We start from the raw sequence: 19,070 nt of genomic DNA, 5'->3' as shown, positions 1-19,070 counted from the left end.
CTGGGCTGACCCAAGAACGAAGAACCCATTCCATGGACTACCAGACCGGCTTTTTTTACCTGTTCGCGGCACTGCTGCTGTTTGCAGGCTTCCGCGTAATCACCGCGCGCAACCCTGTGCACGCCGTGCTTTTCCTGATGCTTGCCTTCTCGCAGGCCGCTGCGCTTTGGCTGCTGTTGAAGGCGGAGTTTTTAGGGATCACCCTGGTGCTTGTGTACCTCGGCGCGGTGATGGTTCTTTTCCTGTTTGTCGTGATGATGCTCGACATCAATATGGAAGGTGTGCGCAAGGGTTTCTGGAAGCACTTCCCACTGGCTGCGGTCTTGGGCGTTTTGGTTGCGGCCGAACTCATCGCTGTGCAGTGGGCTGGTTTTCCAGCCATGTCCATGAGCCCCGATGCTCCCGGCACCGGTGTGAATGCCCCGGACTATGCCAACACCAAGGAATTGGGCCTGCTGCTCTACACCGAATACCTGTATCCGATTGAGGTGGCTGCAGTCATCCTGCTGGTGGCCATGATCGCGGCCATTGCCCTGACGCTGCGCCAGCGCAAGGACAGCAAGGCCATCAACCCGGGCCTGCAAGTCCATGTGCGTGCCAGCGACCGCCTGGTCGTGCTGCCCATGGCTGCCACCCAGAAATCCCCGCTGGCTGCTGAAGCGGCTGACACCGAAGAGGGCAAGGTATGAGCCTCACCAGTCTGACCCTGGGTCACTTTCTCACTGTGGGCGCGATTCTGTTCACGCTGTCTGTGGTCGGGATCTTCCTGAACCGCAAGAACCTCATCGTGTTGCTCATGGCCATCGAACTGATGCTGTTGGCGGTCAACATGAACTTCGTGGCGTTCTCCCATTTCTTGGGTGATTTGCATGGACAGGTCTTCGTGTTCTTCATCTTGACGGTGGCGGCTGCCGAATCGGCGATTGGTTTGGCCATTCTGATGCTGCTGTTCCGAAACAAGTCGTCGATCAGCGTCGAAGAACTCAACACCCTCAAGGGTTAAGCCCGTACCCGAAGAGGCAAGAACACCATGAGCACCACCCTTTCTGCAAGTACACTCTTGGCCGTCCCACTGGCTCCGCTGGTGGGTGCAGCCCTCGCGGGTATTCTGGGCACTACCTTTGGCGGCAACGTCATCGGTCGCCGCACCTCCCACACGCTCACCATCCTGGGCGTGTTCATCGCCTTCATCCTGTCTGCCATGACGCTCAAGAGCGTGGCGATGGATGGTGCGCGCTTCAATGAAACCATCTACGAATGGATGGTGGTGGGTGGCCTGAAGATGGAAATCGGCTTCATGGTCGATGGACTCACCGCCATGATGATGGTCGTCGTGACCTTCGTGTCGCTCATGGTGCACCTCTACACCATTGGCTACATGGAAGAAGATGCCGGCTACAACCGCTTCTTTGCGTACATCTCTCTCTTCACCTTTTCCATGCTGATGCTGGTGATGAGCAACAACCTGCTTCAGCTGTTCTTTGGCTGGGAAGCGGTGGGTCTCGTGTCCTACCTGCTGATCGGTTTCTGGTTCAACAAGCCCACCGCGATTTTTGCCAACATGAAGGCTTTCCTCGTCAACCGCGTGGGTGACTTCGGCTTCATTCTGGGCATCGGCCTGATCGTGGCCTACACCGGCAGCTTGAACTACACCGAGATTTTTGCCAAAGCGCCCGAGCTGGGTACGCTGGGTTTCCCCGGCACAGACTGGTTGCTGGTCACGGTGATCTGCATTTGCCTGTTCATCGGTGCGATGGGCAAGTCCGCGCAGTTCCCTTTGCATGTGTGGCTGCCCGATTCGATGGAAGGTCCGACCCCCATCTCGGCGCTGATCCACGCGGCCACCATGGTGACGGCAGGTATTTTCATGGTGTCGCGCATGTCACCGCTGTTCGAGATGTCGGACACGGCGCTCAACTTCATCATGGTCATTGGTGCCATCACGGCCTTGTTCATGGGCTTTCTGGGCATCATCCAAAACGACATCAAGCGGGTGGTGGCGTATTCGACACTGTCTCAATTGGGCTACATGACGGTTGCTCTGGGCGCGTCGGCTTACTCGGTCGCGGTGTTCCATTTGATGACGCATGCTTTCTTCAAGGCACTGCTGTTCTTGGCGGCGGGCTCGGTCATCATGGGTCTGCATCACAATCAAGACATTCGCTGGATGGGTGCCGTTCGCAAGTACATGCCTATCACCTGGATCACCTCCTTGCTGGGCACGCTGGCCCTGATTGGCACGCCGCTGTTCTCGGGTTTCTACTCCAAAGATAGCATCATTGAGGCGGTGCACTTCAGCAACCTGCCGGCCTCGGGTTTCGCTTACTTCGCGGTGCTGGCTGGCGTGTTCGTGACGTCTTTCTATTCGTTCCGCCTGTATTTCCTCGTGTTCCACGGTCAAGAGCGTTATGACCAAAACCCCGATGCCCACCATGGGCACGACGACCACCACCATGACCATGGGCACCACGGTGACGGTAAACCACACGAGTCTCCCTGGGTGGTGACGGTGCCGCTGATCTTGCTGGCGATTCCCTCTGTGGTGATCGGTTACATGACGATTGAGCCTATGTTGTTCGGTGACTTCCTCAAGGACGCCATCACCATCAACAGCGATGCTCATCCCGCGATGGCGAAATTTGCTGAAATCTTCCATGGACCGCTGGCCATGCTGAGCCATGCGCTCTACACCCCACCGTTGTACCTGGCCTTGGGTGGTGCTGTTATGGCTTGGTACATGTACCTGATCAACCCGGCGGTGCCGGCGGCCATTGGCCGTGCGCTCAAGCCCGTCGTCACCATTCTGGAAAACAAGTACTACCTTGACTGGTTCAACGAAAACGTGCTGGCCAAAGGCGCACGTGGCCTGGGCATTGGTCTGTGGAAGGGCGGCGATCGTGTGTTGATTGAGGGTGGTGTGGTCAACGCCAGTTGGAAACTGGTTGGTTGGGTGTCGTCTTTGGTGCGTCAAGCGCAGACAGGCTACCTGTACCACTACGCGCTGGTAATGATCGTGGGCGTGTTGCTGTTCATGACGTATTTCGTGTGGCTCGCCAAATAAGAGGAAGAACAAGATGGGTTTGCTGAGCCTTGCGATTTGGACGCCGATTTTCTTTGGCGTTGTGCTGCTGGCCTTGGGCCGTGACGATCAGGCACATGTGGTGCGCTGGATAGCGCTGGTGGGTGCGCTGGTGTCGCTGGCTGTGACCATTCCGCTTTACAGCGGTTTCGAAATAGGTACCGCTGCGATGCAGTTCGTTGAAAAGGGCCTCTGGATTGAGCGCTTCAACGTGCATTACCACCTGGGCGTGGATGGCATCTCGCTCTGGCTGGTGCTGCTGACGGCATTCATCAACGTGGTGGTGGTGGTCGCGAGTTGGGAGTCGATCACCCGCCGAGTGAACCAGTACATGGGGGCATTCCTGATTCTGTCGGGCTTGATGATCGGCGTGTTCAGCGCGCAGGACGCGATGCTGTTTTACGTGTTCTTCGAAGCCACCCTGATTCCGATGTACCTCATCATCGGCATCTGGGGCGGTCCCAACAAGATTTACGCCGCGTTCAAGTTCTTCCTGTACACGCTCATGGGTTCGCTGCTCATGCTGGTGGCTCTGATTTACCTCTACACCCAGTCTGGCGGGAGCTTCGCGCTGGCTGACTGGTACAAATTGCCCTTGAGCAGCACGGCGCAGACGCTGTTGTTCTTTGCCTTCTTCGCCGCCTTCGCCGTGAAGGTGCCCATGTGGCCGGTGCACACCTGGTTGCCAGACGTTCACGTTGAAGCGCCTACGGGTGGTTCTGCCGTGCTGGCCGCCATCATGCTAAAGCTGGGTGCTTACGGCTTTTTGCGTTTTTCGCTGCCGATCCTGCCGGACGCTTCGCAAGAATGGGCTTGGCTCATGATTGCGCTGTCGCTCGTGGCGGTGGTGTATGTGGGCCTGGTGGCCATGGTGCAGCAAGACATGAAGAAGCTGGTGGCCTATTCGTCGGTGGCTCACATGGGCTTCGTGACGCTGGGCTTCTTTGTGTTCAGTGACCTCGGTGTGTCGGGTGCCATCGTGCAGATGATTGCGCACGGCTTTGTGTCTGCGGCCATGTTCCTGGCCATTGGTGTGCTGTACGACCGTGTGCATTCGCGGGAAATTGCCGACTATGGTGGCGTTGTGAACACCATGCCCAATTTTTCGGCCTTTGCGTTGCTGTTTGTCATGGCCAATTGCGGCTTGCCGGGGACTGCTGGTTTTGTGGGTGAGTGGATGGTCATTCTGGCCGCGGTCAAATCCAACTTCTGGGTGGGCTCTGCTGCCGCGACAGCGCTGATTTTTGGTGCCGCCTATTCCTTGTGGATGTTCAAGCGCGTCTACCTGGGTCCTGTCGGTAACGACAACGTCAAGGGCTTGACCGACCTCAACCCCCGCGAATTTCTGGTGATGGCTTCACTGGCCATTGCCGTGCTGTTCATGGGTGTGTATCCCAAGCCATTTACCGATGTGATGGACGCTTCGGTCGCGGATCTGCTGCGCCACGTTGCCATCTCCAAACTGAATTGATTCCGTGACCGGTCAAAATAAAAGAGAGCGCTTACATGATTGACAATCTCAGCTGGGTCACGGCTTACCCTGAAATCCTGTTGCTGGTGATGGCTTGCGTGATCGCGCTGCTGGACCTCGGCGTCAAGTCGCCACTGCGTGGTGCCACTTATGTGCTCACACTGCTGACGCTGGCCGTGGTAGCCCTGTTGCAGGGTTATTACGCCAGTTCCGGCGAGACCATCATGGGCTGGGGCGGCATGGTCGTCAGCGACCCCATGGGCAATTGGCTCAAGTGTTTCGCTGCGCTCGCCATGATGGTGACCCTGGTGTACGGCCGTGCCTACGCTGGTGCCCGCGACATGCTGCGTGGTGGCGAATTGTTTACGCTGAGCCTGTTTGCTCTGCTGGGCATGTTTGTCATGATCTCGGGCCACAACTTCCTGGTGATCTATCTCGGCCTGGAATTGCTCACGCTGTCCAGCTACGCTCTGGTGGCCCTGCGCCGCGACGACGTGCAAGCCACCGAGGCTGCCATGAAGTATTTTGTGCTGGGCGCTCTGGCCAGCGGCTTCCTCTTGTATGGCATGTCGATGGTCTACGGTGCCACCGGCTCGCTGGATCTGGCCGAGGTGATGAAGGTCATTGCGGGCGGCGAAGCGATGCTCAAAGGCTCGGCCCAGGTGCTGACCCTGGGTCTGGTGTTCCTGGTGGCCGGCCTGGCCTTCAAGCTGGGTGTCGTTCCCTTTCATATGTGGGTGCCCGATGTCTATCACGGCGCCCCCACTGCGGTGACCCTGATGATTGGTGGCGCCCCCAAGCTGGCGGCCTTTGCCATCGTGGTGCGCTTGCTGGTGGAAGGCTTGCAGCCGTTGGCCTTCGACTGGCAGCAAATGTTGGCGGTGTTGTCGGTGATGTCCTTGCTGGTAGGCAACTTTGCAGCCATTGCACAGATCAACCTCAAGCGCATGCTGGCCTTTTCCACCATTGCCCAGATGGGTTTCATGTTGCTGGGTTTGCTGGCCGGTGTGGTGCAGGGCGACGCCAGCAACATGGCCAACGCCTACGGTTCGTCCATGTTTTACGTGGTCACCTACGTGCTCACCACGCTGGGCACCTTTGGTGTGATTCTCTTGCTTTCGCGCAGCGGGTTCGAGTCTGAAAACATCAGCGATCTGGCAGGTCTGAACCAGCGCAGCCCGCTCTACGCCGGTGTCATGGCCGTGTGCATGTTTTCTCTGGCAGGCGTGCCGCCGCTGGTGGGTTTTTACGCCAAGCTGTCCGTGCTGCAGGCGCTGCTCGCATCCAGCGACGGGTTCTACATCGGTCTGGCGGTGTTTGCTGTCTTGATGTCGCTGGTGGGCGCGTTCTACTACCTGCGCTTGGTCAAGGTCATGTACTTTGATGCGCCCACGCAAACTGCCGAAATTGTGGCCGCTGCGGACGTGCGATCGGTGCTCATGCTGAACGGTGCATTGGTGTTGGTTCTGGGCATTGTGCCAGGCGGCCTGATGGCCCTTTGTGCTCAGGCCGTGGCATCCCTGTTCATTTGAATCAGAAGGCAGATCACCGGCATGTGCGTCGGTGTGTCTGTCTGAAACTTGCAGCATCTCACTGGCTCAAACTGCACCTATGACCCATACCCTCTCTGTTTGGCTGGTGCTGATGGCAGCCTTGATCGCTGCCAACTTGCCTTTCGTCAACAACCGTTGGCTGGCCGTGATTCCTCGCAACCAACCCAAAACGCTCTGGCTGCGTGTGGGTGAGTTGTTTGTGTGTTACCTCTTGGTGGGGGTATTCGGTTTGGCTCTGGAGCAATCGGCGGGTCAGATCTACCCTCAAGGTTGGGAGTTTTACGCCACTACGGGTGCGCTGTTCCTGACTCTGGCTTTTCCTGGCTTCGTGTACCGCTACCTTTTCAAACGTCGCGGTTGACGACAGGTGTGGTGCTTGGACGGGCTTTTCCGGTCGATCCATGGTTTTCCGGCTGTGGACCGGTCAAAATCTTCAAAAGCAGGTTTGAAGTGGGTTTCCCCCACCCGTGTGGCTTCAATACTTTCTGCCGAGCTTGCTTCTAGGCTATTGTTCTGAATCACCGGTTACTCCTATGCCTCAAACGCCTGCCGCCGTTGATGCTCACCTGTCCGAAACCCTTGTTTCCCGAACCAAGTTGTTGCAAGGTCATTTTCTGCATGTGGTGCGAGACACCGTGCGCCTGCCTTCCGGACAAGAAGCCACACGCGAGTTTGTGTTGCATCCCGGTGCCGTAATGGTGATTGCATTGCTGGACGACGGTCGGGTTGTGTTAGAGCGTCAGTTTCGACACCCGATGCAGCAAGTCATGATTGAATTTCCTGCAGGCAAGCTGGATGCGGGCGAGGCCAGTTTGCTGTGCGCAAAGCGCGAGTTATTGGAAGAAACAGGCTACAGTGCCAGCGAGTGGGCGTTCGCAGGTCGGTTGGCCCCCACCATCGGGTATTCCAATGAAATCATCGATATTTGGTTCGCACGCGGTCTGAGTTTGGGAGAACGTCACCTGGACGATGGCGAGTTTCTCGATGTGTTCGCCGCTTCACCAGCCGAGCTCCAGTTCTGGTGTCGCTCTGGTGAGGTTATCGACGGCAAGACGCTGGTGGGTGCGTTGTGGTTGCAGAATGTGCTGCACGGTGATTGGGTGCTGGACTGGAGCCATGCGCCTCCCGTTCTTTCGCACCTCACTTGCACTGGATAATTGCGTTCATGAAAGTCCTCAATCTGCAGTGTGCTCGCCAGCATGGTTTTGAAGGCTGGTTTGCGTCGGAAGACGACTACGCTAGCCAGCAAGCGCGCGGGTTGCTGAGTTGTCCACTGTGTGGCGATATGCAGATTCAGAAAATGCTGAGTGCTCCGAGACTGAACCTGAGCACAAGCCGGGAGAGTTCACGTCTATCGGTAACTGCAGAAGCTGAGACCGGCGTTAACGCCCATGTTGGCTCGAATCAGGCAGCACCGGCCAAACAGCTTCAGGCGCAGTTGCTCAAAGCCATGCGTCAGGTGATCGCCAACACCGAAGATGTGGGAGACCGCTTTGCCGATCAGGCTCGGGCCATGCACCACGGCGATATGGCCCCGAGCAACATTCGCGGACGCACCACCCCAGAAGTGGCTATGGAGTTGGTGGATGAAGGTATTGATGTGGTGCCGCTACCGGATATTCTTGCGCTCAATGAAACCCTGCAGTAAATCGTGTGTGCCGTGCATGGCGCGGATCGAGCTGGGCGAAAGTCATCGGTGCCAATCACACGCACCATGCTTGGTGCATTGCCGCGCACTGCCAGCACGCGATCCAACAGGTCTTCCTTGCGGATGAGACTTTTGTTGATGTGCTCGATGCTCACGCTGTTGGCCGCGTAGACCGATTGGATGCGATTCCGCAAGAGATTGGCAAACTTCGGATAATCAAATATGCCGATACCACGCGAGTACAGAAAACTCTTCATCCTGCCTGTGTAACACGCCCGGGCAGTGTGTCCGTCACGATGATCTCGTCGTAGTACGACAACACACTGTGCGGGTTGGGCGCCTAGCACGCAGTCAATGCCGTCGTAGCCATGGTCGCTCGCCACGTTATCGGTTTGACGGTAATCGTATGACTTTTGCTTCCGGCACTGCCGACTTAGAATGAAACTGCTGCTCATTGAAGACAATCCAGCCATGCAGACCACACTGCAGCGCTCTTTTGAGCGCCGCGGTATCCAGGTGCTGACTTGTGGGGATGGCGCGCGCGCGCTGGCACTGTGGCAGGCTTGCCTGCCTGATGTGGTGTTGCTGGACCTGAGTCTGCCAGGGCGCGATGGTTTGCTGGTGTTGGGGGACGCACGTGCGGCCGGACTCACCACACCAACCATCATATTGACGGCTCGCGGTACTGTGGGAGACCGCATCGTGGGTCTCAACACGGGTGCTGACGATTACCTGCCCAAACCTTTCGATTTGGACGAACTGGAAGCCCGTGTGCGTGCCCTCGTGCGCCGTGCCAACGGCAACACGGAGACACACCACAACGCAATGGGAAAACCACTCGTGTGGTGCGGCATGCACTTGGAAAAAGACAGCGGGGCTGCTTACTTCAACGGCATGCCTTTGGAGCTGGCTCCGCGCGAACTGGCTTTGCTGAGAGCGGTACTGGGCAACCCAGGTCACGCTATTGCCAAGGAACGCCTGTTTGAACTGGTGTTTCCTGGAGAAAGCCAGGTACAACCCGAGGCCATTGAGGTGGTGGCTTATCGTTTGCGTAAAAAAATTGCACACACCGGCGCTCAACTTGTCACGCTGAGGGGGCTGGGCTACTTACTCAAGGCTGGAACCTGATGGCACCTGCTGTTGCTGCAGCCGATTTGCTCCACAAAGCACCGCCAAGTGAGCACCAGCCCAGCTCCCTGCGGCGAACCCTGCTGTTGGGTATTTTGCTTCCGGTATTCGGCTTTGTGCTGATCAACACCGTGGTGCTCTACCGCCAGGCACTGGCGGCAGCCGACACCGCCTACGACCGTACCCTTTTGGCCACGGCTAAATCATTGGGCGAACAATTGGAGGTTGTCGGTGAAGGCTCCAGTGCTCACATAAAGTCGTCTCTGCTGTACTCGGCACTTGAAGCCTTCGAGGCCGACAACCGAAGCCGTCTGTTTTATCGCGTCAGCGGCTTTTCGGGCGAACTCGTTTCGGGTTTTGAAGACTTGCCTGCAGGGCCGCAGACCATGCCTTCGCAGAAAATTTACGCCGCCTTGGTGCATTTTTACGACGACGAATACCGCGGTGTCCCCGTGCGCATGGCGGTGCTGCTGCAACCCGTAGCAGGCCTGGGGGGTCAGGGCATGGCAACCATTCAAGTGGCTGAAACCTTGGAATTGCGGGAAACCTTGGCCAGACAGATTTTGCTCGATACCCTGTGGCGGCAAGCTGTGCTTGTGTTGGTAATCGCCATGGTGGTGGTACTGGTCGTGCAGCACGCCACACGACCTGTGCGCGCACTCAGTCACGCGCTGGGAGCACGCAACGACAACGACCTTGCTCCCTTGCCTACGGCGGGCGCACCCCGCGAATTGCTGCCGTTGCTGGACGCCACCAACCAGCATATGCTTCGCTTGGCCCATTTGCTGGACCACCAAAAGAGGTTCGTGCGCGACACCTCGCACCAATTGCGCACGCCACTGGCGGTACTGAAAGTCCAGGTGCAATCAGCATTGCGCGGCGACATCGAACCTATGCAGGCCTTTGAGGAAATTGGTCACACGGTCGAGCGAGCCAATGAACTTGCCAACCAAATGCTGGCGCTGGCCAAAGTCGAACAACTTCGAGAAGACAAAACCACCCCCTGTACCGATTGGTCCGAGGTGGTGCGCGATGTGGCACTTGATCTCTCTGCCTTGATCGCGGAACGTTCGCTTGACTTTTCACTTGACATTGCGCCAGCCTTGGTGCGTTCGCACCTCTGGTCGCTTCGCGAACTGAGCCGCAACCTGCTGCATAACGCCATAAAGCACACACCTGCAGAGTCGCGTCTGGCGGTCGTTTTGGTGAGCGATGCACAGACCGCTGCACTTACCATCAGTGACAGTGGCCCCGGCATTTCATCTAACTTGCGCGAGCGTTTATTTCAGCCTTTTTCCACCGAGACGGGGGCGGGTACGGCAAGCACCGGATCGGGTTTGGGTTTGGCTATTTGCCTCGGGATCGTGCGCTCACTGAATGGCAGTATTGAGTTGACCAACCGCGAAGCACACGCACAGGTGGTGGGTCTGGACGCTACTGTGCGCTTGCCCTTGGTCCTTTGAGTGTGCACAGAAACCTAGAAACATCTAAAACCACTTTACATGAACACCGACAACACCTTGTTAAAGGTCCGTCTTGACAAGTGGCTTTGGGCAGCCCGCTTTTACAAGACTCGAAACCTTTGCTCTCAAGAAATAGACAAAGGTCGAGTGCGTCAAAATGGGCAGTTGGCCAAACCTTCACGCGATGTCAAGCCCGGAGACACACTGGAGTTACGCACCGGTCCGGTGGTGCGAACGGTGGTTGTTCGGGCACTCAGCAATGCACGCGGCCCTGCATCTGCTGCGGCTTTGCTCTATGAAGAAACAGCGGAATCCATCGCTGTGCGGGTGGCTACCGTCGAGCAACGCAGGCTGGCTCCCGAACCTGCCCAACACTTGAACCAAGGCCGTCCCACTAAGCGAGACCGGCGCGAACTGGATCACCTAAAAGATAACGCCTCCCGAGGTGAGTGGAACGCACGATGGAGTGCTTCACTGGACGACTGAATCGCATGCCAATACGACCTGCGACACCTACCCCCGAGAGATCAGTGAGTAAAGCGGTTGGCAATGAAGCTCAACCAGTCAAAGTTTCACATGCTCGCAGAAAACACCCCGTCTGATCCGGGCGCATCGCAATAGGATGCCGTGATGGCTCACCGGCCTCAATCAGGTGCATGGCGCGGCCGTGGCGCAGGCTGTGCGGAGATGTTTTTTGATGCCGAGTTCTGCAATCACCCGCGCCAGGAGTGCTGGGCCTTCATGGCGGTGAAGCAGTCGGCGAGTTGCTGGAGCAAGAGAGAGGTGACTTGATGGTCAAAATGGGTGCCGATGCGGCGTATGGCGCGGGCATAACCATCAATGGTCTTGGGCTGAAGGTCTTTGAGCCGCATCTGTTTAGAGACAGATGGTCATACCTGTGCCATCTTCTTCGATCCATCTGCTCACCGGCAACAGGCCTTGCTTCCATTCGAAACAGTTTTTCAAACGCTGTGGAAAACTTTGTGTGTGACTTACCTGTGGGGGTTCTGATTGACACAGCGATGCAGTGCGACCAGTAAAATGTGTGCTGTTTTGACATCAACCCTCAGGAAACTTAGCATGTCTCTTTTCTCAGCCGTTGAAATGGCTCCGCGCGACCCGATTTTGGGTCTGAATGAACAGTTCTCTGCCGACACGAACCCCAACAAAGTCAACCTCGGCGTGGGTGTGTATTTCGACGACAACGGCAAACTTCCCTTGCTCCAGTGCGTTCAAGCGGCAGAAAAAACCATGATGGCTACACCCAGCGCGCGTGGATATTTGCCCATTGACGGTATTGCAGCCTATGACGCAGCGGTGAAGAGCCTGGTTTTTGGTGTCGACAGCGAGCCCGTGCAATCAGGTCGTGTGGCCACAGTACAAGCGATTGGTGGCACTGGCGGTCTGAAAATTGGCGCCGACTTTCTGAAACGTTTGAGCCCAAACGCCAAGGTGTTGATCAGCGACCCCAGCTGGGAAAACCACCGCGCGTTGTTCACCAACGCTGGTTTTTTGGTGGACACTTATGCTTATTACGACGCCGAAAAGCACGGCGTGAACTTTGAAGCCATGCTCGCCAGTCTGAATGCTGCTGAGTTTGGCACGATCGTCGTGCTGCATGCCTGCTGCCACAATCCAACGGGCTACGATCTTACTGCAGAGCAATGGGATCAGGTGATCGACACAGTCAAGTCTCGCGGCCTCACGCCCTTTTTGGATATGGCTTACCAAGGTTTTGGTCATGGCATTGCAGAAGACGGCTCCGTGATCTGCAAGTTTGTTGCTGCCGGCCTCACATTTTTTGTATCAACATCTTTTTCCAAGAGTTTCAGTCTATATGGCGAGCGTGTTGGCGCATTGTCCGTGTTGTGTGAAGATAAAGAAGAGGCTTCACGAGTCCTCTCTCAACTAAAAATTGTGATCCGCACCAATTACTCAAATCCGCCCATCCATGGCGGTGCCGTGGTGGCAGCCGTATTGAATAACCCTGAGTTGCGTGCTTTGTGGGAAAACGAACTGAGCGACATGCGCGTGCGGATCAAGGCTATGCGCCAAAAGTTGGTCGATGGCCTGAAGGCCGCTGGAGTCAAGCAAGATATGGCTTTCATCACCAAGCAGATCGGTATGTTCAGCTATTCCGGCCTGAGCAAAGATCAAATGGTGCGCTTGCGCAACGAATTCGGTGTATACGGCACCGATACGGGTCGCATGTGCGTTGCAGCGCTCAACAGCAAGAACATAGACTACGTTTGTCAGGCGATTTCCAAAGTGGTCTGATGAATTTGATGTGGGAAAAAAACAGCCACCCCAACAGACGTGACGGCTGCCGTAGATGAGGTCCAAAAAAGTCTGAATGCTGTTTGATATGCCACAAGCACGTCGTGAGGCTGTACAGGTAAGGCTCCAAGATCATGCAATCGTCACAATGACTGGGGCTGAGTTACCGACGGTGCGAAGTGCCATCGATCTGTCTGGCGGCCGCGATTGGGGTGCTGTTCGCGGGCGCGCTGCAGGCGATGGTCAGGTGCTCAGTCAGGCCCAGGAAGCCACTATCCAGCGCATGATCATCGACAAGCGCTCCGAGCAACTCAAGATAGATTTGGGCCCGTGGAGTAGTGCCGCACTGGGTCAGTTCATCGAGTAATGATTTGGCATTAATCTGCAAATGCTCAGCATCGGCAAGTACCTCATCTACTGGGCTTCACAGGCTTAAATCCATCAAGCACGCTGGCCTCGAAGTACCGAAGTCTGATGGTGATCCGGCTGATCTACATCCTGCTGTCGCGGCGCCAGCCCTATCTCGATCAGCACATCGATTACGCCGCCATGAGCGCGAAGAAGAACGCACCGCGCTGGATCAAGCAGCTCAAGGCCATCGGCAAGTGGCCCACTGCCAGCGCAGGCGCTGTGGCCCTCGCCGCCATCTGATTCACCGCCGATCTTCCGGGGTCGGGCCCAGCGGTTTTTCCTGTCATGCTGCAGGTCGGCTGGGGTTCACTTGTCGTTACCTGGATGGGTTTTCACGGTAACGGCGTCGCCCCACGCTGTGGGTTGACTGCAATAGCAAGCGGGCGTCGATATCAGCAAAAAATTCAGGCTCGGGCGCCAACTCCAATGGTACGGCCCACATGCGAGGAGGCATGGGGTTGTTTTCTTCTATGACTGATGCGAAACATTTGACGGCATCTTTTTCAGTACAGATCAAAAGGCCGTCTTCACTTTGCTGGAGCGTGGTGTATGCAGCGGAATCCGCATGGTCTGGCAAGGCCAGTTCGCGCGCGAGGGTGAGGCCGCGCGCCCGTAGCATGTCGAAAAACACGCTAGGTCTTGCGATGCCTGCCACCGCGGTCAGGGCCTGACCTTTCAGTTGCTCCAGTGCAATGCGTTGGCCGTGCGGGCCAACAGCGTACTGTGCCAAGCGGCGAACGGCGTTGAAGATGGGTATACCCGGTACAGAAGCGATGTCGGGCGGTTGTGCGCCTTCTCGGTGCTGGCGCAGCACCATATCAGGACGGTAGGCTGAACCACTGGCCGGTGGCCAGGATTCGCGCAGCAGTCCAGCAGGCAGCAGCCAGTCGTTGCCGCAGCCACGTTCGTCAAACACCGCAATTGCAATGTCGCGTACCAGGGCCAAGTGTTGCAGCCCGTCATCGCACAGCAGCACATTGACGTGTGGATGCGCCGCCAGCAGTGCTTGACCTGCTGACACCCGCTGGCGGGCCACGAACACCGGCGCACCTGTGGTCCGTTGGATCAGCGCAGGCTCGTCGCCACTGTCGGTTGCTGGCGTTGTGGCAGTCACTTCCACCACAGCATCGCTGCTGCGCCCGTAGCCGCGTGAAATCACACCGGGGTGCCAGCCCTGCGCGCTCAGGTGTTGCACCAGTGCAATCACCGTGGGGGTTTTTCCTGCGCCACCCACCACCACGTTGCCGACAACAATGACGGGAACCGGCAACCGGTGGGATCGCAAAAGACCCCATGCATAGCCTTGCTTGCGCAACGCCACCAGCGCGCCGTAAAGCCAGGAAATCGGCCTCAGCAGCCACGCGCTCAATCCGCGATGCTGGGCAATGCTTTGCCAATAGGCTTGACAGCCCACCGATCCCTCACGCGTGGTTGCCATGCCTCAGTCTTGCCGTGATCAGGGTTTACCGCTGGCGGCTTTACCACCGGACTGCTGGGTTGCAAAGGTAATTTGCACCAGTCCAGCACGCCGAGCCGCATCCATCACGTTGATTACCGACTGGTGAGTCGCAGCCGCGTCGGCACTGATGATGACGACTGCTTCACGGTTGTATTGGCCTGCCTGAGAGAGCGCGAGGGTGAGAGCTTCCACTCCGGCGCCATCAAGTACTTCTTTGTTGATGGAGTAGCGACCGTCGCTGCTGATAGCCACGATCACTTCTTTTGGGTTTTCTCGCTGCGCCTGAGCGTCCGCAACAGGCAAGTTCACCTGGAGTTCGGTGAACTTGCTGTAGGTGGTACTGAGCATCAGAAAAATCAGTACCACCAACAAAATGTCAATGAACGGGATCAGATTGATCTCGGGTTCGTCTCGGTTACCAAGTCTGAAGTTCATGGCACCATCCCCAATAGCGCATGAAATACCAAGAGAAGAAGAGAACCAAAGGTGCGGATGTTCATTTGCGTAGGTTCACCAAGTGGCGGGCAAACTGCTCGGCAGCCAACTCCATGGACAGCAGGTAATCATCTACCCGACCGCGGAAGTAGCGCCAGAAAATCAGTGCGGGAATTGCCACGATCAGGCCAAAAGCCGTGTTGTAGAGTGCGACTGAAATGCCGTGCGCGAGCTGTCCCGGGTTGCCTGCGCCAGGAGCCAGGCCTGCGCCACCGTCGCCAGCCTGGGAACCAAATATTTCAATCATGCCGATGACCGTACCCAGCAAGCCCAGTAGTGGCGCTGCTGAGGCGATGGTGGCAATGGCGCCCAAGTAGCGTTGAAGTTTGGCTGCCGCCTTTCGGCCCGCCCCCTCTAGGCTGGAGCGCAAATCGTCTTCGCTGGCGCTGGGGTTGTTGTGAAGCACTTGAAAGCCGCTGGCCAACACTTCGCCCAACACCGAATTTTGCTCCAGCTGCATCACCACATCGGCTGCAGGTATGCCGTTGCGTGAAACCATGATGGCCTCGTCAAGCAACTTGGGAGGCATGATTTTGGTGGTTTTTAAGGCAATGAAGCGCTCAATCACCAAGGCCATTCCGAGCACAGAACAGATGATGAGCGGCCAGATCGGCCAGCCTGCGGCTTGTATGATGGAAAGCAAAACGGGGCTCCAAGGAAATGCCGCCATACAGTGACGGCCCATGTGCAATCCTTGTGATTATGGCTCAGTGCCATTGGTGTCACTGATCTGCCCAGTTCGTAAACCCCGCATATTGCGATGCGCCATGCCACACAGCCCTTGATGTTTTGAGCCTGTAGCTTGCTCGACGAATCTGTGGATAACTTTGTGAAAAACCTGCTCCAATCGTCGTGCAACACGGAAAATAATTTCATTGTGGACAACATGAAGATAAAACAGGCCGTGCGAAATACAATGAAATCAATAGCTTGGACCAACACCGGCTGTTTTGTGACATTTTTCTTCCAAGCAGCCAACATAGCCACTGGCTGTGGACAGTTTTTCTTTGGGATGACCAATGACTGAGCTGCACATCACACAGCAGCTCTCGCCAGGAGGGCGGGTTTGGGCGGTTGGTCCGTTGATGCGCGCTATTGCCGACGCTTTGGCTAGCCGTTTCAACCCGGTCGTGGTCCGCGGTGAGTTGTCTGGTTTTTCCCGTGCGACCAGCGGTCATTGCTACTTTGTGCTGAAAGACGAGACAGGGCAGGTACGCTGTGCCATGTTTCGCCGAGCGGCCGATCAGCTTGGTTTCAACCCACGTGATGGGCTGCGGGTAGAAGCCCGTGGCAAACTGGATGTGTATGGCCCTCGGGGTGACCTGCAACTGATTGTAGATAGCCTGCAACCCGCTGGGCAGGGTGCGCTGTTTGAGCAGTTTTTGCGCCTCAAGGCTCAGTTGGAAGGGGACGGCCTTTTTGACTCCGCACGCAAGCGGAGCTTGCCTGCGCAGCCGCACAGCATTGGCATCGTGACTTCTCTGGGTGCAGCGGCTTTGCGCGATGTCGTGAGTACTTTGCGCCGCCGCGTACCCCATCTGCCTGTTGTTGTCTACCCTGCCGCTGTACAAGGGGCTCTTGCGCCGGGTGAGTTGTGTGCTGCCTTGAAAACAGCCTACCGCAGACACTCCGAAACCGGTGAAAGCGAGGTGCTGTTGTTGGTGCGGGGCGGGGGATCGCTAGAAGACCTTTGGTCGTTCAACGACGAATGGGTGGTGCGAACCCTGGCGCAGGCGCCTATGCCTGTGGTGTGCGGAGTGGGGCATGAAACCGATTTCACCTTGGCCGATTTCGTAGCCGATTTGCGCGCGCCTACGCCCACCGCCGCAGCAGAAATGTGTGCCCCCTCGCGTGATGTGCGTCTGGGTGAGCTGGCCTATCTGCAGGAGCGCATGGGCGAAGTCTGTTGCAACGCTATTGACCAGCGAGCTCAACACTTGGACCGCCTAGCCCATCGCATGGGCCGACCTTCGGCTCGGATACACGGCAGCCACCAACGACTGAACACTTTACAACACCGCTTGCACAGCGCGCTGATGTTGTCCAGTCAGCGTCAGCAGATTCAGTTTCGCAATCTGGAAGCCAAGCTGCCCCTGGTGCTGCAGCGTGCCATAGAGCAGAAAAGCCGTCGACTGCTGTGCTGCGAAACATCTCTGGGGTTGCTGGATCCACGCCTGGTGCTTGAGCGAGGATATGCCTACCTGACCGATGACCAAGGCCAGGCGATTTCCCGAACCAACCAAACCAAGCCTGGACAAACCCTTCGCGCCATGCTGGCCGACGGTGAACTCAAGCTCACTGTGGATAGCTGAGGTCTCAGAAACCCTGTTCGTGGTGGTTGTCGCCGGGCTTGCCTACAATGCTTGGCTGGCGCACCTGTTGGAACACTATCCAACGGCTTAACGTCCACAATACCCACAGCACGAGGAACTCATGGAACACACCCTGCCCGCATTGCCCTACGCTATCGACGCACTGGCACCCCATTACTCACAAGAAACGCTGGAGTTTCACCACGGCAAGCACCACAACGCATACGTGGTCAACCTCAACAATCTGCAAAAGGGCACCGAGTTTGAAGCTATGGACCTAGAGTCCATCGTCAAGCAATCCAGCGGCGGTGTGTACAACAATGCCGCCCAGATCTGGAACCACACTTTCTTCTGGAACTGTATGAAGCCCAATGGTGGTGGCGAACCGTCTGGTGCGCTTGCAGATGCCATTAATGCAAAGTGGGGCAGCTACGCCGCTTTCAAAGACGCTTTTGTGAAAAGCGCTGTGGGTAACTTCGGCTCGGGCTGGACCTGGCTGGTCAAAAAGGCCGATGGTTCGGTGGATATTGTCAACATGGGCGCAGCGGGCACCCCACTGACCACTGGTGACAAGGCGCTGCTGACCGTCGATGTCTGGGAGCATGCTTACTACATCGACTACCGCAACATGCGTCCTAAGTTTGTTGAAGCTTTCCTAGACAAATTGGTGAATTGGTCGTTTGCTGAAGCTAATTTCGCCTGATCCCCGGTTTCGATTTTTTGAAAGGCCCGAAGGCAATGCCTTCGGGCCTTTTTCCGGTTGTGCGCCCAGCATGCGCGCACACCTGCGGGTGCAATTCCCGCTACGAGCTGGTCACAGTGAGCAAAGTGAAGCGCAACTGCGAGAGGGTGACTGATCGTGGGAAGAAAGCGTGGAGCTTAAATCGTGAACCTCTATCCAGCGCCTGCTCTCCAGCAGCTCACCTCTGGGTGTGCCGTTGTCTTGTTTGAACGCTCTGGCCCACATCCAGGCGTTCATGACGCCCAGGGGCTCTCGCTGGTGGGCATGACGCATAGGTGGGGTGCAGCAGCAGGCCGCGCTGTGCTTCGTAGTTCAGCGGCCCCAGCCCTTGCGTTTGCTGGCCGTTGAAAGCCAGCTTTGTGGTGTCTTGGCTGCACAGCACCACGCTGTGCTGGGCAATTCTCTTTTGTGTGGCATCCCAGTGCGCGCTCATCACATCCCAACTGATTTCTTCGTTGCCCAGAAAACCGTAGGCCGCGATGGTCTCGCTCCTGTTCTTACACGCACCGGGAATACTGGAACCAGTCGTTTGGCTCAGCCTTTCGGCCAGCAGCACCGCGCGCCGGTTCAGCAGCGCATCACCCAGCTCCAGCGTCTCAAATTCTTCCTCTGCCCAGTCCATCTTGCACCTCCTCCCCGTACAGCGTTGCTACCCTTAGGACTTGTGTACAACGAGATGACTTCAGGTACGGTTCTGTTGACGGATCGCGTGCCGACCACCCGTGCGTGCACTATGCACGACCTTCTTGATGCCTTGGATCGTCTGAATGCTGCTGACGCCAGACTGTCGGTTCGCGATGGTGCAACACATCGCACCCCATTTCGGTTTTCAGTGGGTGCCCCCAGCCGCTTTTTTACCTCAGATGTTGGCCAAGGTGGCACAATCGCTGTTTGCAGTCAGGTCCTTCCACAGCCACTGTCGCATCCGCCAATCGGTTCAGCCGTGTCGCGGAAGGTTTTTTTTACCAGCTAATGTTTCCTGTAGGGAAACGGAGGTCAGCGGATTTATGAGCGATTCCCAAGCAAACGGGG

At 56.9% G+C, this 19,070-nt stretch carries 22 protein-coding genes and 1 pseudogene; 18 read left to right on the top strand and 5 right to left on the bottom strand.

Annotation, left to right across the window (positions count from 1 at the left end; all coding sequences use genetic code 11):
* The first annotated feature begins 32 nt into the window (after window positions 1-32).
* The 11 genes from Q7J58_RS07205 (at window position 33) to Q7J58_RS07155 (ending at window position 10,828) form a co-directional block, all read left to right on the top strand.
* Entirely contained in the window at window positions 33-689 is a 657-nt protein-coding gene (locus Q7J58_RS07205; protein WP_304825455.1) for an NADH-quinone oxidoreductase subunit J, read from the top strand.
* Window positions 686-1,003 (top strand): NADH-quinone oxidoreductase subunit NuoK, encoded by a 318-nt coding sequence (gene nuoK, locus Q7J58_RS07200; protein ID WP_304825452.1) that lies wholly within the window; start codon window positions 686-688, stop codon window positions 1,001-1,003. Before Q7J58_RS07205 ends, nuoK begins: the two co-directional genes overlap by 4 nt.
* Window positions 1,004-1,030: 27 nt before the next feature.
* A complete protein-coding gene (nuoL, locus tag Q7J58_RS07195; protein WP_304825449.1) occupies window positions 1,031-3,061 on the top strand; it encodes an NADH-quinone oxidoreductase subunit L in 2,031 nt (676 codons plus the stop codon).
* Window positions 3,062-3,074: 13 nt separating this feature from the next.
* On the top strand, window positions 3,075-4,550 hold the full coding sequence (locus tag Q7J58_RS07190) for an NADH-quinone oxidoreductase subunit M (RefSeq protein ID WP_304825446.1): 1,476 nt from the start codon (window positions 3,075-3,077) through the stop codon (window positions 4,548-4,550).
* A gap of 35 nt (window positions 4,551-4,585) precedes the next feature.
* On the top strand, window positions 4,586-6,082 hold the full coding sequence (nuoN, locus tag Q7J58_RS07185) for an NADH-quinone oxidoreductase subunit NuoN (protein WP_304825443.1): 1,497 nt from the start codon (window positions 4,586-4,588) through the stop codon (window positions 6,080-6,082).
* Between the two features lie 79 nt (window positions 6,083-6,161).
* Window positions 6,162-6,464 carry a DUF2818 family protein gene (locus Q7J58_RS07180; protein ID WP_304825441.1) on the top strand — a complete coding sequence of 101 codons (303 nt, stop codon included), beginning with the start codon at window positions 6,162-6,164 and terminating at the stop codon, window positions 6,462-6,464.
* 172 nt (window positions 6,465-6,636) lie between these two features.
* Window positions 6,637-7,260 (top strand): NUDIX hydrolase, encoded by a 624-nt coding sequence (locus Q7J58_RS07175; protein ID WP_304825438.1) that lies wholly within the window; start codon window positions 6,637-6,639, stop codon window positions 7,258-7,260.
* A gap of 8 nt (window positions 7,261-7,268) precedes the next feature.
* Window positions 7,269-7,751, top strand: coding sequence for a DUF1178 family protein (locus Q7J58_RS07170; RefSeq protein WP_304825435.1), 483 nt, complete (start codon window positions 7,269-7,271; stop codon window positions 7,749-7,751).
* Between the two features lie 438 nt (window positions 7,752-8,189).
* The gene (locus Q7J58_RS07165; RefSeq protein WP_304825432.1) at window positions 8,190-8,879 is read left to right on the top strand and encodes a response regulator transcription factor; all 690 of its coding nucleotides are present in this window, start codon (window positions 8,190-8,192) and stop codon (window positions 8,877-8,879) included.
* Window positions 8,879-10,342, top strand: a complete 1,464-nt coding sequence (locus Q7J58_RS07160) for a sensor histidine kinase (protein WP_304825429.1) — start codon at window positions 8,879-8,881, stop codon at window positions 10,340-10,342. The genes Q7J58_RS07165 and Q7J58_RS07160 overlap by 1 nt, the downstream gene beginning before the upstream one ends.
* 39 nt (window positions 10,343-10,381) lie before the next feature.
* A complete protein-coding gene (locus tag Q7J58_RS07155; RefSeq protein ID WP_304825425.1) occupies window positions 10,382-10,828 on the top strand; it encodes a S4 domain-containing protein in 447 nt (148 codons plus the stop codon).
* 227 nt (window positions 10,829-11,055) lie between these two features.
* Here the strand turns inward: Q7J58_RS07155 and Q7J58_RS07150 are convergent, their stop codons facing one another.
* Complete coding sequence (locus tag Q7J58_RS07150) at window positions 11,056-11,214, bottom strand: hypothetical protein (RefSeq protein WP_304825422.1); 159 nt, start codon at window positions 11,212-11,214, stop codon at window positions 11,056-11,058.
* Between the two features lie 208 nt (window positions 11,215-11,422).
* On the opposite strand from Q7J58_RS07150, the gene Q7J58_RS07145 reads away from it, so the two are divergent.
* The 3 genes and pseudogenes from Q7J58_RS07145 (at window position 11,423) to Q7J58_RS07135 (ending at window position 13,270) form a co-directional block, all read left to right on the top strand.
* Window positions 11,423-12,619, top strand: coding sequence for an amino acid aminotransferase (locus Q7J58_RS07145; RefSeq protein WP_304825419.1), 1,197 nt, complete (start codon window positions 11,423-11,425; stop codon window positions 12,617-12,619).
* 83 nt (window positions 12,620-12,702) lie between these two features.
* Window positions 12,703-12,983: pseudogene (locus Q7J58_RS07140) on the top strand (IS630 family transposase); the annotation flags it as partial.
* Between the two features lie 110 nt (window positions 12,984-13,093).
* Window positions 13,094-13,270 (top strand): hypothetical protein, encoded by a 177-nt coding sequence (locus Q7J58_RS07135; protein WP_304825416.1) that lies wholly within the window; start codon window positions 13,094-13,096, stop codon window positions 13,268-13,270.
* A 76-nt stretch (window positions 13,271-13,346) separates the two neighbouring features.
* Here Q7J58_RS07135 and lpxK read toward each other — a convergent pair whose 3' ends face one another.
* The 3 genes from lpxK to Q7J58_RS07120 all read right to left on the bottom strand — a co-directional run bounded on the left by lpxK (window position 13,347) and on the right by Q7J58_RS07120 (window position 15,513).
* Complete coding sequence (gene lpxK, locus Q7J58_RS07130; protein WP_304825414.1) at window positions 13,347-14,468, bottom strand: tetraacyldisaccharide 4'-kinase; 1,122 nt, start codon at window positions 14,466-14,468, stop codon at window positions 13,347-13,349.
* 18 nt (window positions 14,469-14,486) lie between these two features.
* Window positions 14,487-14,924, bottom strand: coding sequence for a biopolymer transporter ExbD (locus Q7J58_RS07125; RefSeq protein ID WP_304825412.1), 438 nt, complete (start codon window positions 14,922-14,924; stop codon window positions 14,487-14,489).
* A gap of 61 nt (window positions 14,925-14,985) precedes the next feature.
* Entirely contained in the window at window positions 14,986-15,513 is a 528-nt protein-coding gene (locus tag Q7J58_RS07120) for a MotA/TolQ/ExbB proton channel family protein (RefSeq protein ID WP_304825409.1), read from the bottom strand.
* On the opposite strand from Q7J58_RS07120, the gene Q7J58_RS07115 reads away from it, so the two are divergent.
* From Q7J58_RS07115 to Q7J58_RS07100, 4 genes are all read left to right on the top strand, one after another.
* Window positions 15,512-15,661, top strand: a complete 150-nt coding sequence (locus Q7J58_RS07115) for a hypothetical protein (protein ID WP_304825406.1) — start codon at window positions 15,512-15,514, stop codon at window positions 15,659-15,661. The genes Q7J58_RS07120 and Q7J58_RS07115 overlap by 2 nt on opposite strands.
* Before the next feature lie 152 nt (window positions 15,662-15,813).
* Entirely contained in the window at window positions 15,814-16,011 is a 198-nt protein-coding gene (locus Q7J58_RS07110) for a hypothetical protein (protein WP_304825403.1), read from the top strand.
* Entirely contained in the window at window positions 16,004-17,296 is a 1,293-nt protein-coding gene (xseA, locus tag Q7J58_RS07105) for an exodeoxyribonuclease VII large subunit (protein ID WP_304825400.1), read from the top strand. Before Q7J58_RS07110 ends, xseA begins: the two co-directional genes overlap by 8 nt.
* A 121-nt stretch (window positions 17,297-17,417) precedes the next feature.
* Window positions 17,418-17,999 (top strand): Fe-Mn family superoxide dismutase, encoded by a 582-nt coding sequence (locus Q7J58_RS07100; protein ID WP_304825397.1) that lies wholly within the window; start codon window positions 17,418-17,420, stop codon window positions 17,997-17,999.
* 217 nt (window positions 18,000-18,216) lie between these two features.
* Here Q7J58_RS07100 and Q7J58_RS07095 read toward each other — a convergent pair whose 3' ends face one another.
* Window positions 18,217-18,660, bottom strand: a complete 444-nt coding sequence (locus tag Q7J58_RS07095) for a transposase (RefSeq protein ID WP_304825394.1) — start codon at window positions 18,658-18,660, stop codon at window positions 18,217-18,219.
* Window positions 18,661-19,070 lie beyond the last annotated feature (410 nt).

This window comes from Hydrogenophaga sp. (assembly GCF_030656115.1).
Classification (GTDB): domain Bacteria; phylum Pseudomonadota; class Gammaproteobacteria; order Burkholderiales; family Burkholderiaceae_C; genus Hydrogenophaga.
Note: the sequence above shows the minus strand (reverse complement) of the source record. Positions and strands in the feature narration are given on the sequence as shown.

Excerpts from the sequence above, each read along its gene's own strand:
- Q7J58_RS07205 (WP_304825455.1), top strand. The coding sequence starts at position 33 with ATGGACTACCAGACCGGCTTTTTTTACCTGTTCGCGGCACTGCTGCTG.
- nuoK (WP_304825452.1), top strand. The coding sequence starts at position 686 with ATGAGCCTCACCAGTCTGACCCTGGGTCACTTTCTCACTGTGGGCGCG.
- nuoL (WP_304825449.1), top strand. The coding sequence starts at position 1,031 with ATGAGCACCACCCTTTCTGCAAGTACACTCTTGGCCGTCCCACTGGCT.
- Q7J58_RS07190 (WP_304825446.1), top strand. The coding sequence starts at position 3,075 with ATGGGTTTGCTGAGCCTTGCGATTTGGACGCCGATTTTCTTTGGCGTT.
- nuoN (WP_304825443.1), top strand. The coding sequence starts at position 4,586 with ATGATTGACAATCTCAGCTGGGTCACGGCTTACCCTGAAATCCTGTTG.
- Q7J58_RS07180 (WP_304825441.1), top strand. The coding sequence starts at position 6,162 with ATGACCCATACCCTCTCTGTTTGGCTGGTGCTGATGGCAGCCTTGATC.
- Q7J58_RS07175 (WP_304825438.1), top strand. The coding sequence starts at position 6,637 with ATGCCTCAAACGCCTGCCGCCGTTGATGCTCACCTGTCCGAAACCCTT.
- Q7J58_RS07170 (WP_304825435.1), top strand. The coding sequence starts at position 7,269 with ATGAAAGTCCTCAATCTGCAGTGTGCTCGCCAGCATGGTTTTGAAGGC.
- Q7J58_RS07165 (WP_304825432.1), top strand. The coding sequence starts at position 8,190 with ATGAAACTGCTGCTCATTGAAGACAATCCAGCCATGCAGACCACACTG.
- Q7J58_RS07160 (WP_304825429.1), top strand. The coding sequence starts at position 8,879 with ATGGCACCTGCTGTTGCTGCAGCCGATTTGCTCCACAAAGCACCGCCA.
- Q7J58_RS07155 (WP_304825425.1), top strand. The coding sequence starts at position 10,382 with ATGAACACCGACAACACCTTGTTAAAGGTCCGTCTTGACAAGTGGCTT.
- Q7J58_RS07150 (WP_304825422.1), bottom strand. The coding sequence starts at position 11,214 with ATGCGGCTCAAAGACCTTCAGCCCAAGACCATTGATGGTTATGCCCGC.
- Q7J58_RS07145 (WP_304825419.1), top strand. The coding sequence starts at position 11,423 with ATGTCTCTTTTCTCAGCCGTTGAAATGGCTCCGCGCGACCCGATTTTG.
- Q7J58_RS07135 (WP_304825416.1), top strand. The coding sequence starts at position 13,094 with ATGGTGATCCGGCTGATCTACATCCTGCTGTCGCGGCGCCAGCCCTAT.
- lpxK (WP_304825414.1), bottom strand. The coding sequence starts at position 14,468 with ATGGCAACCACGCGTGAGGGATCGGTGGGCTGTCAAGCCTATTGGCAA.
- Q7J58_RS07125 (WP_304825412.1), bottom strand. The coding sequence starts at position 14,924 with ATGAACTTCAGACTTGGTAACCGAGACGAACCCGAGATCAATCTGATC.
- Q7J58_RS07115 (WP_304825406.1), top strand. The coding sequence starts at position 15,512 with ATGATTTTGGTGGTTTTTAAGGCAATGAAGCGCTCAATCACCAAGGCC.
- Q7J58_RS07120 (WP_304825409.1), bottom strand. The coding sequence starts at position 15,513 with ATGCCTCCCAAGTTGCTTGACGAGGCCATCATGGTTTCACGCAACGGC.
- xseA (WP_304825400.1), top strand. The coding sequence starts at position 16,004 with ATGACTGAGCTGCACATCACACAGCAGCTCTCGCCAGGAGGGCGGGTT.
- Q7J58_RS07100 (WP_304825397.1), top strand. The coding sequence starts at position 17,418 with ATGGAACACACCCTGCCCGCATTGCCCTACGCTATCGACGCACTGGCA.
- Q7J58_RS07095 (WP_304825394.1), bottom strand. The coding sequence starts at position 18,660 with ATGGACTGGGCAGAGGAAGAATTTGAGACGCTGGAGCTGGGTGATGCG.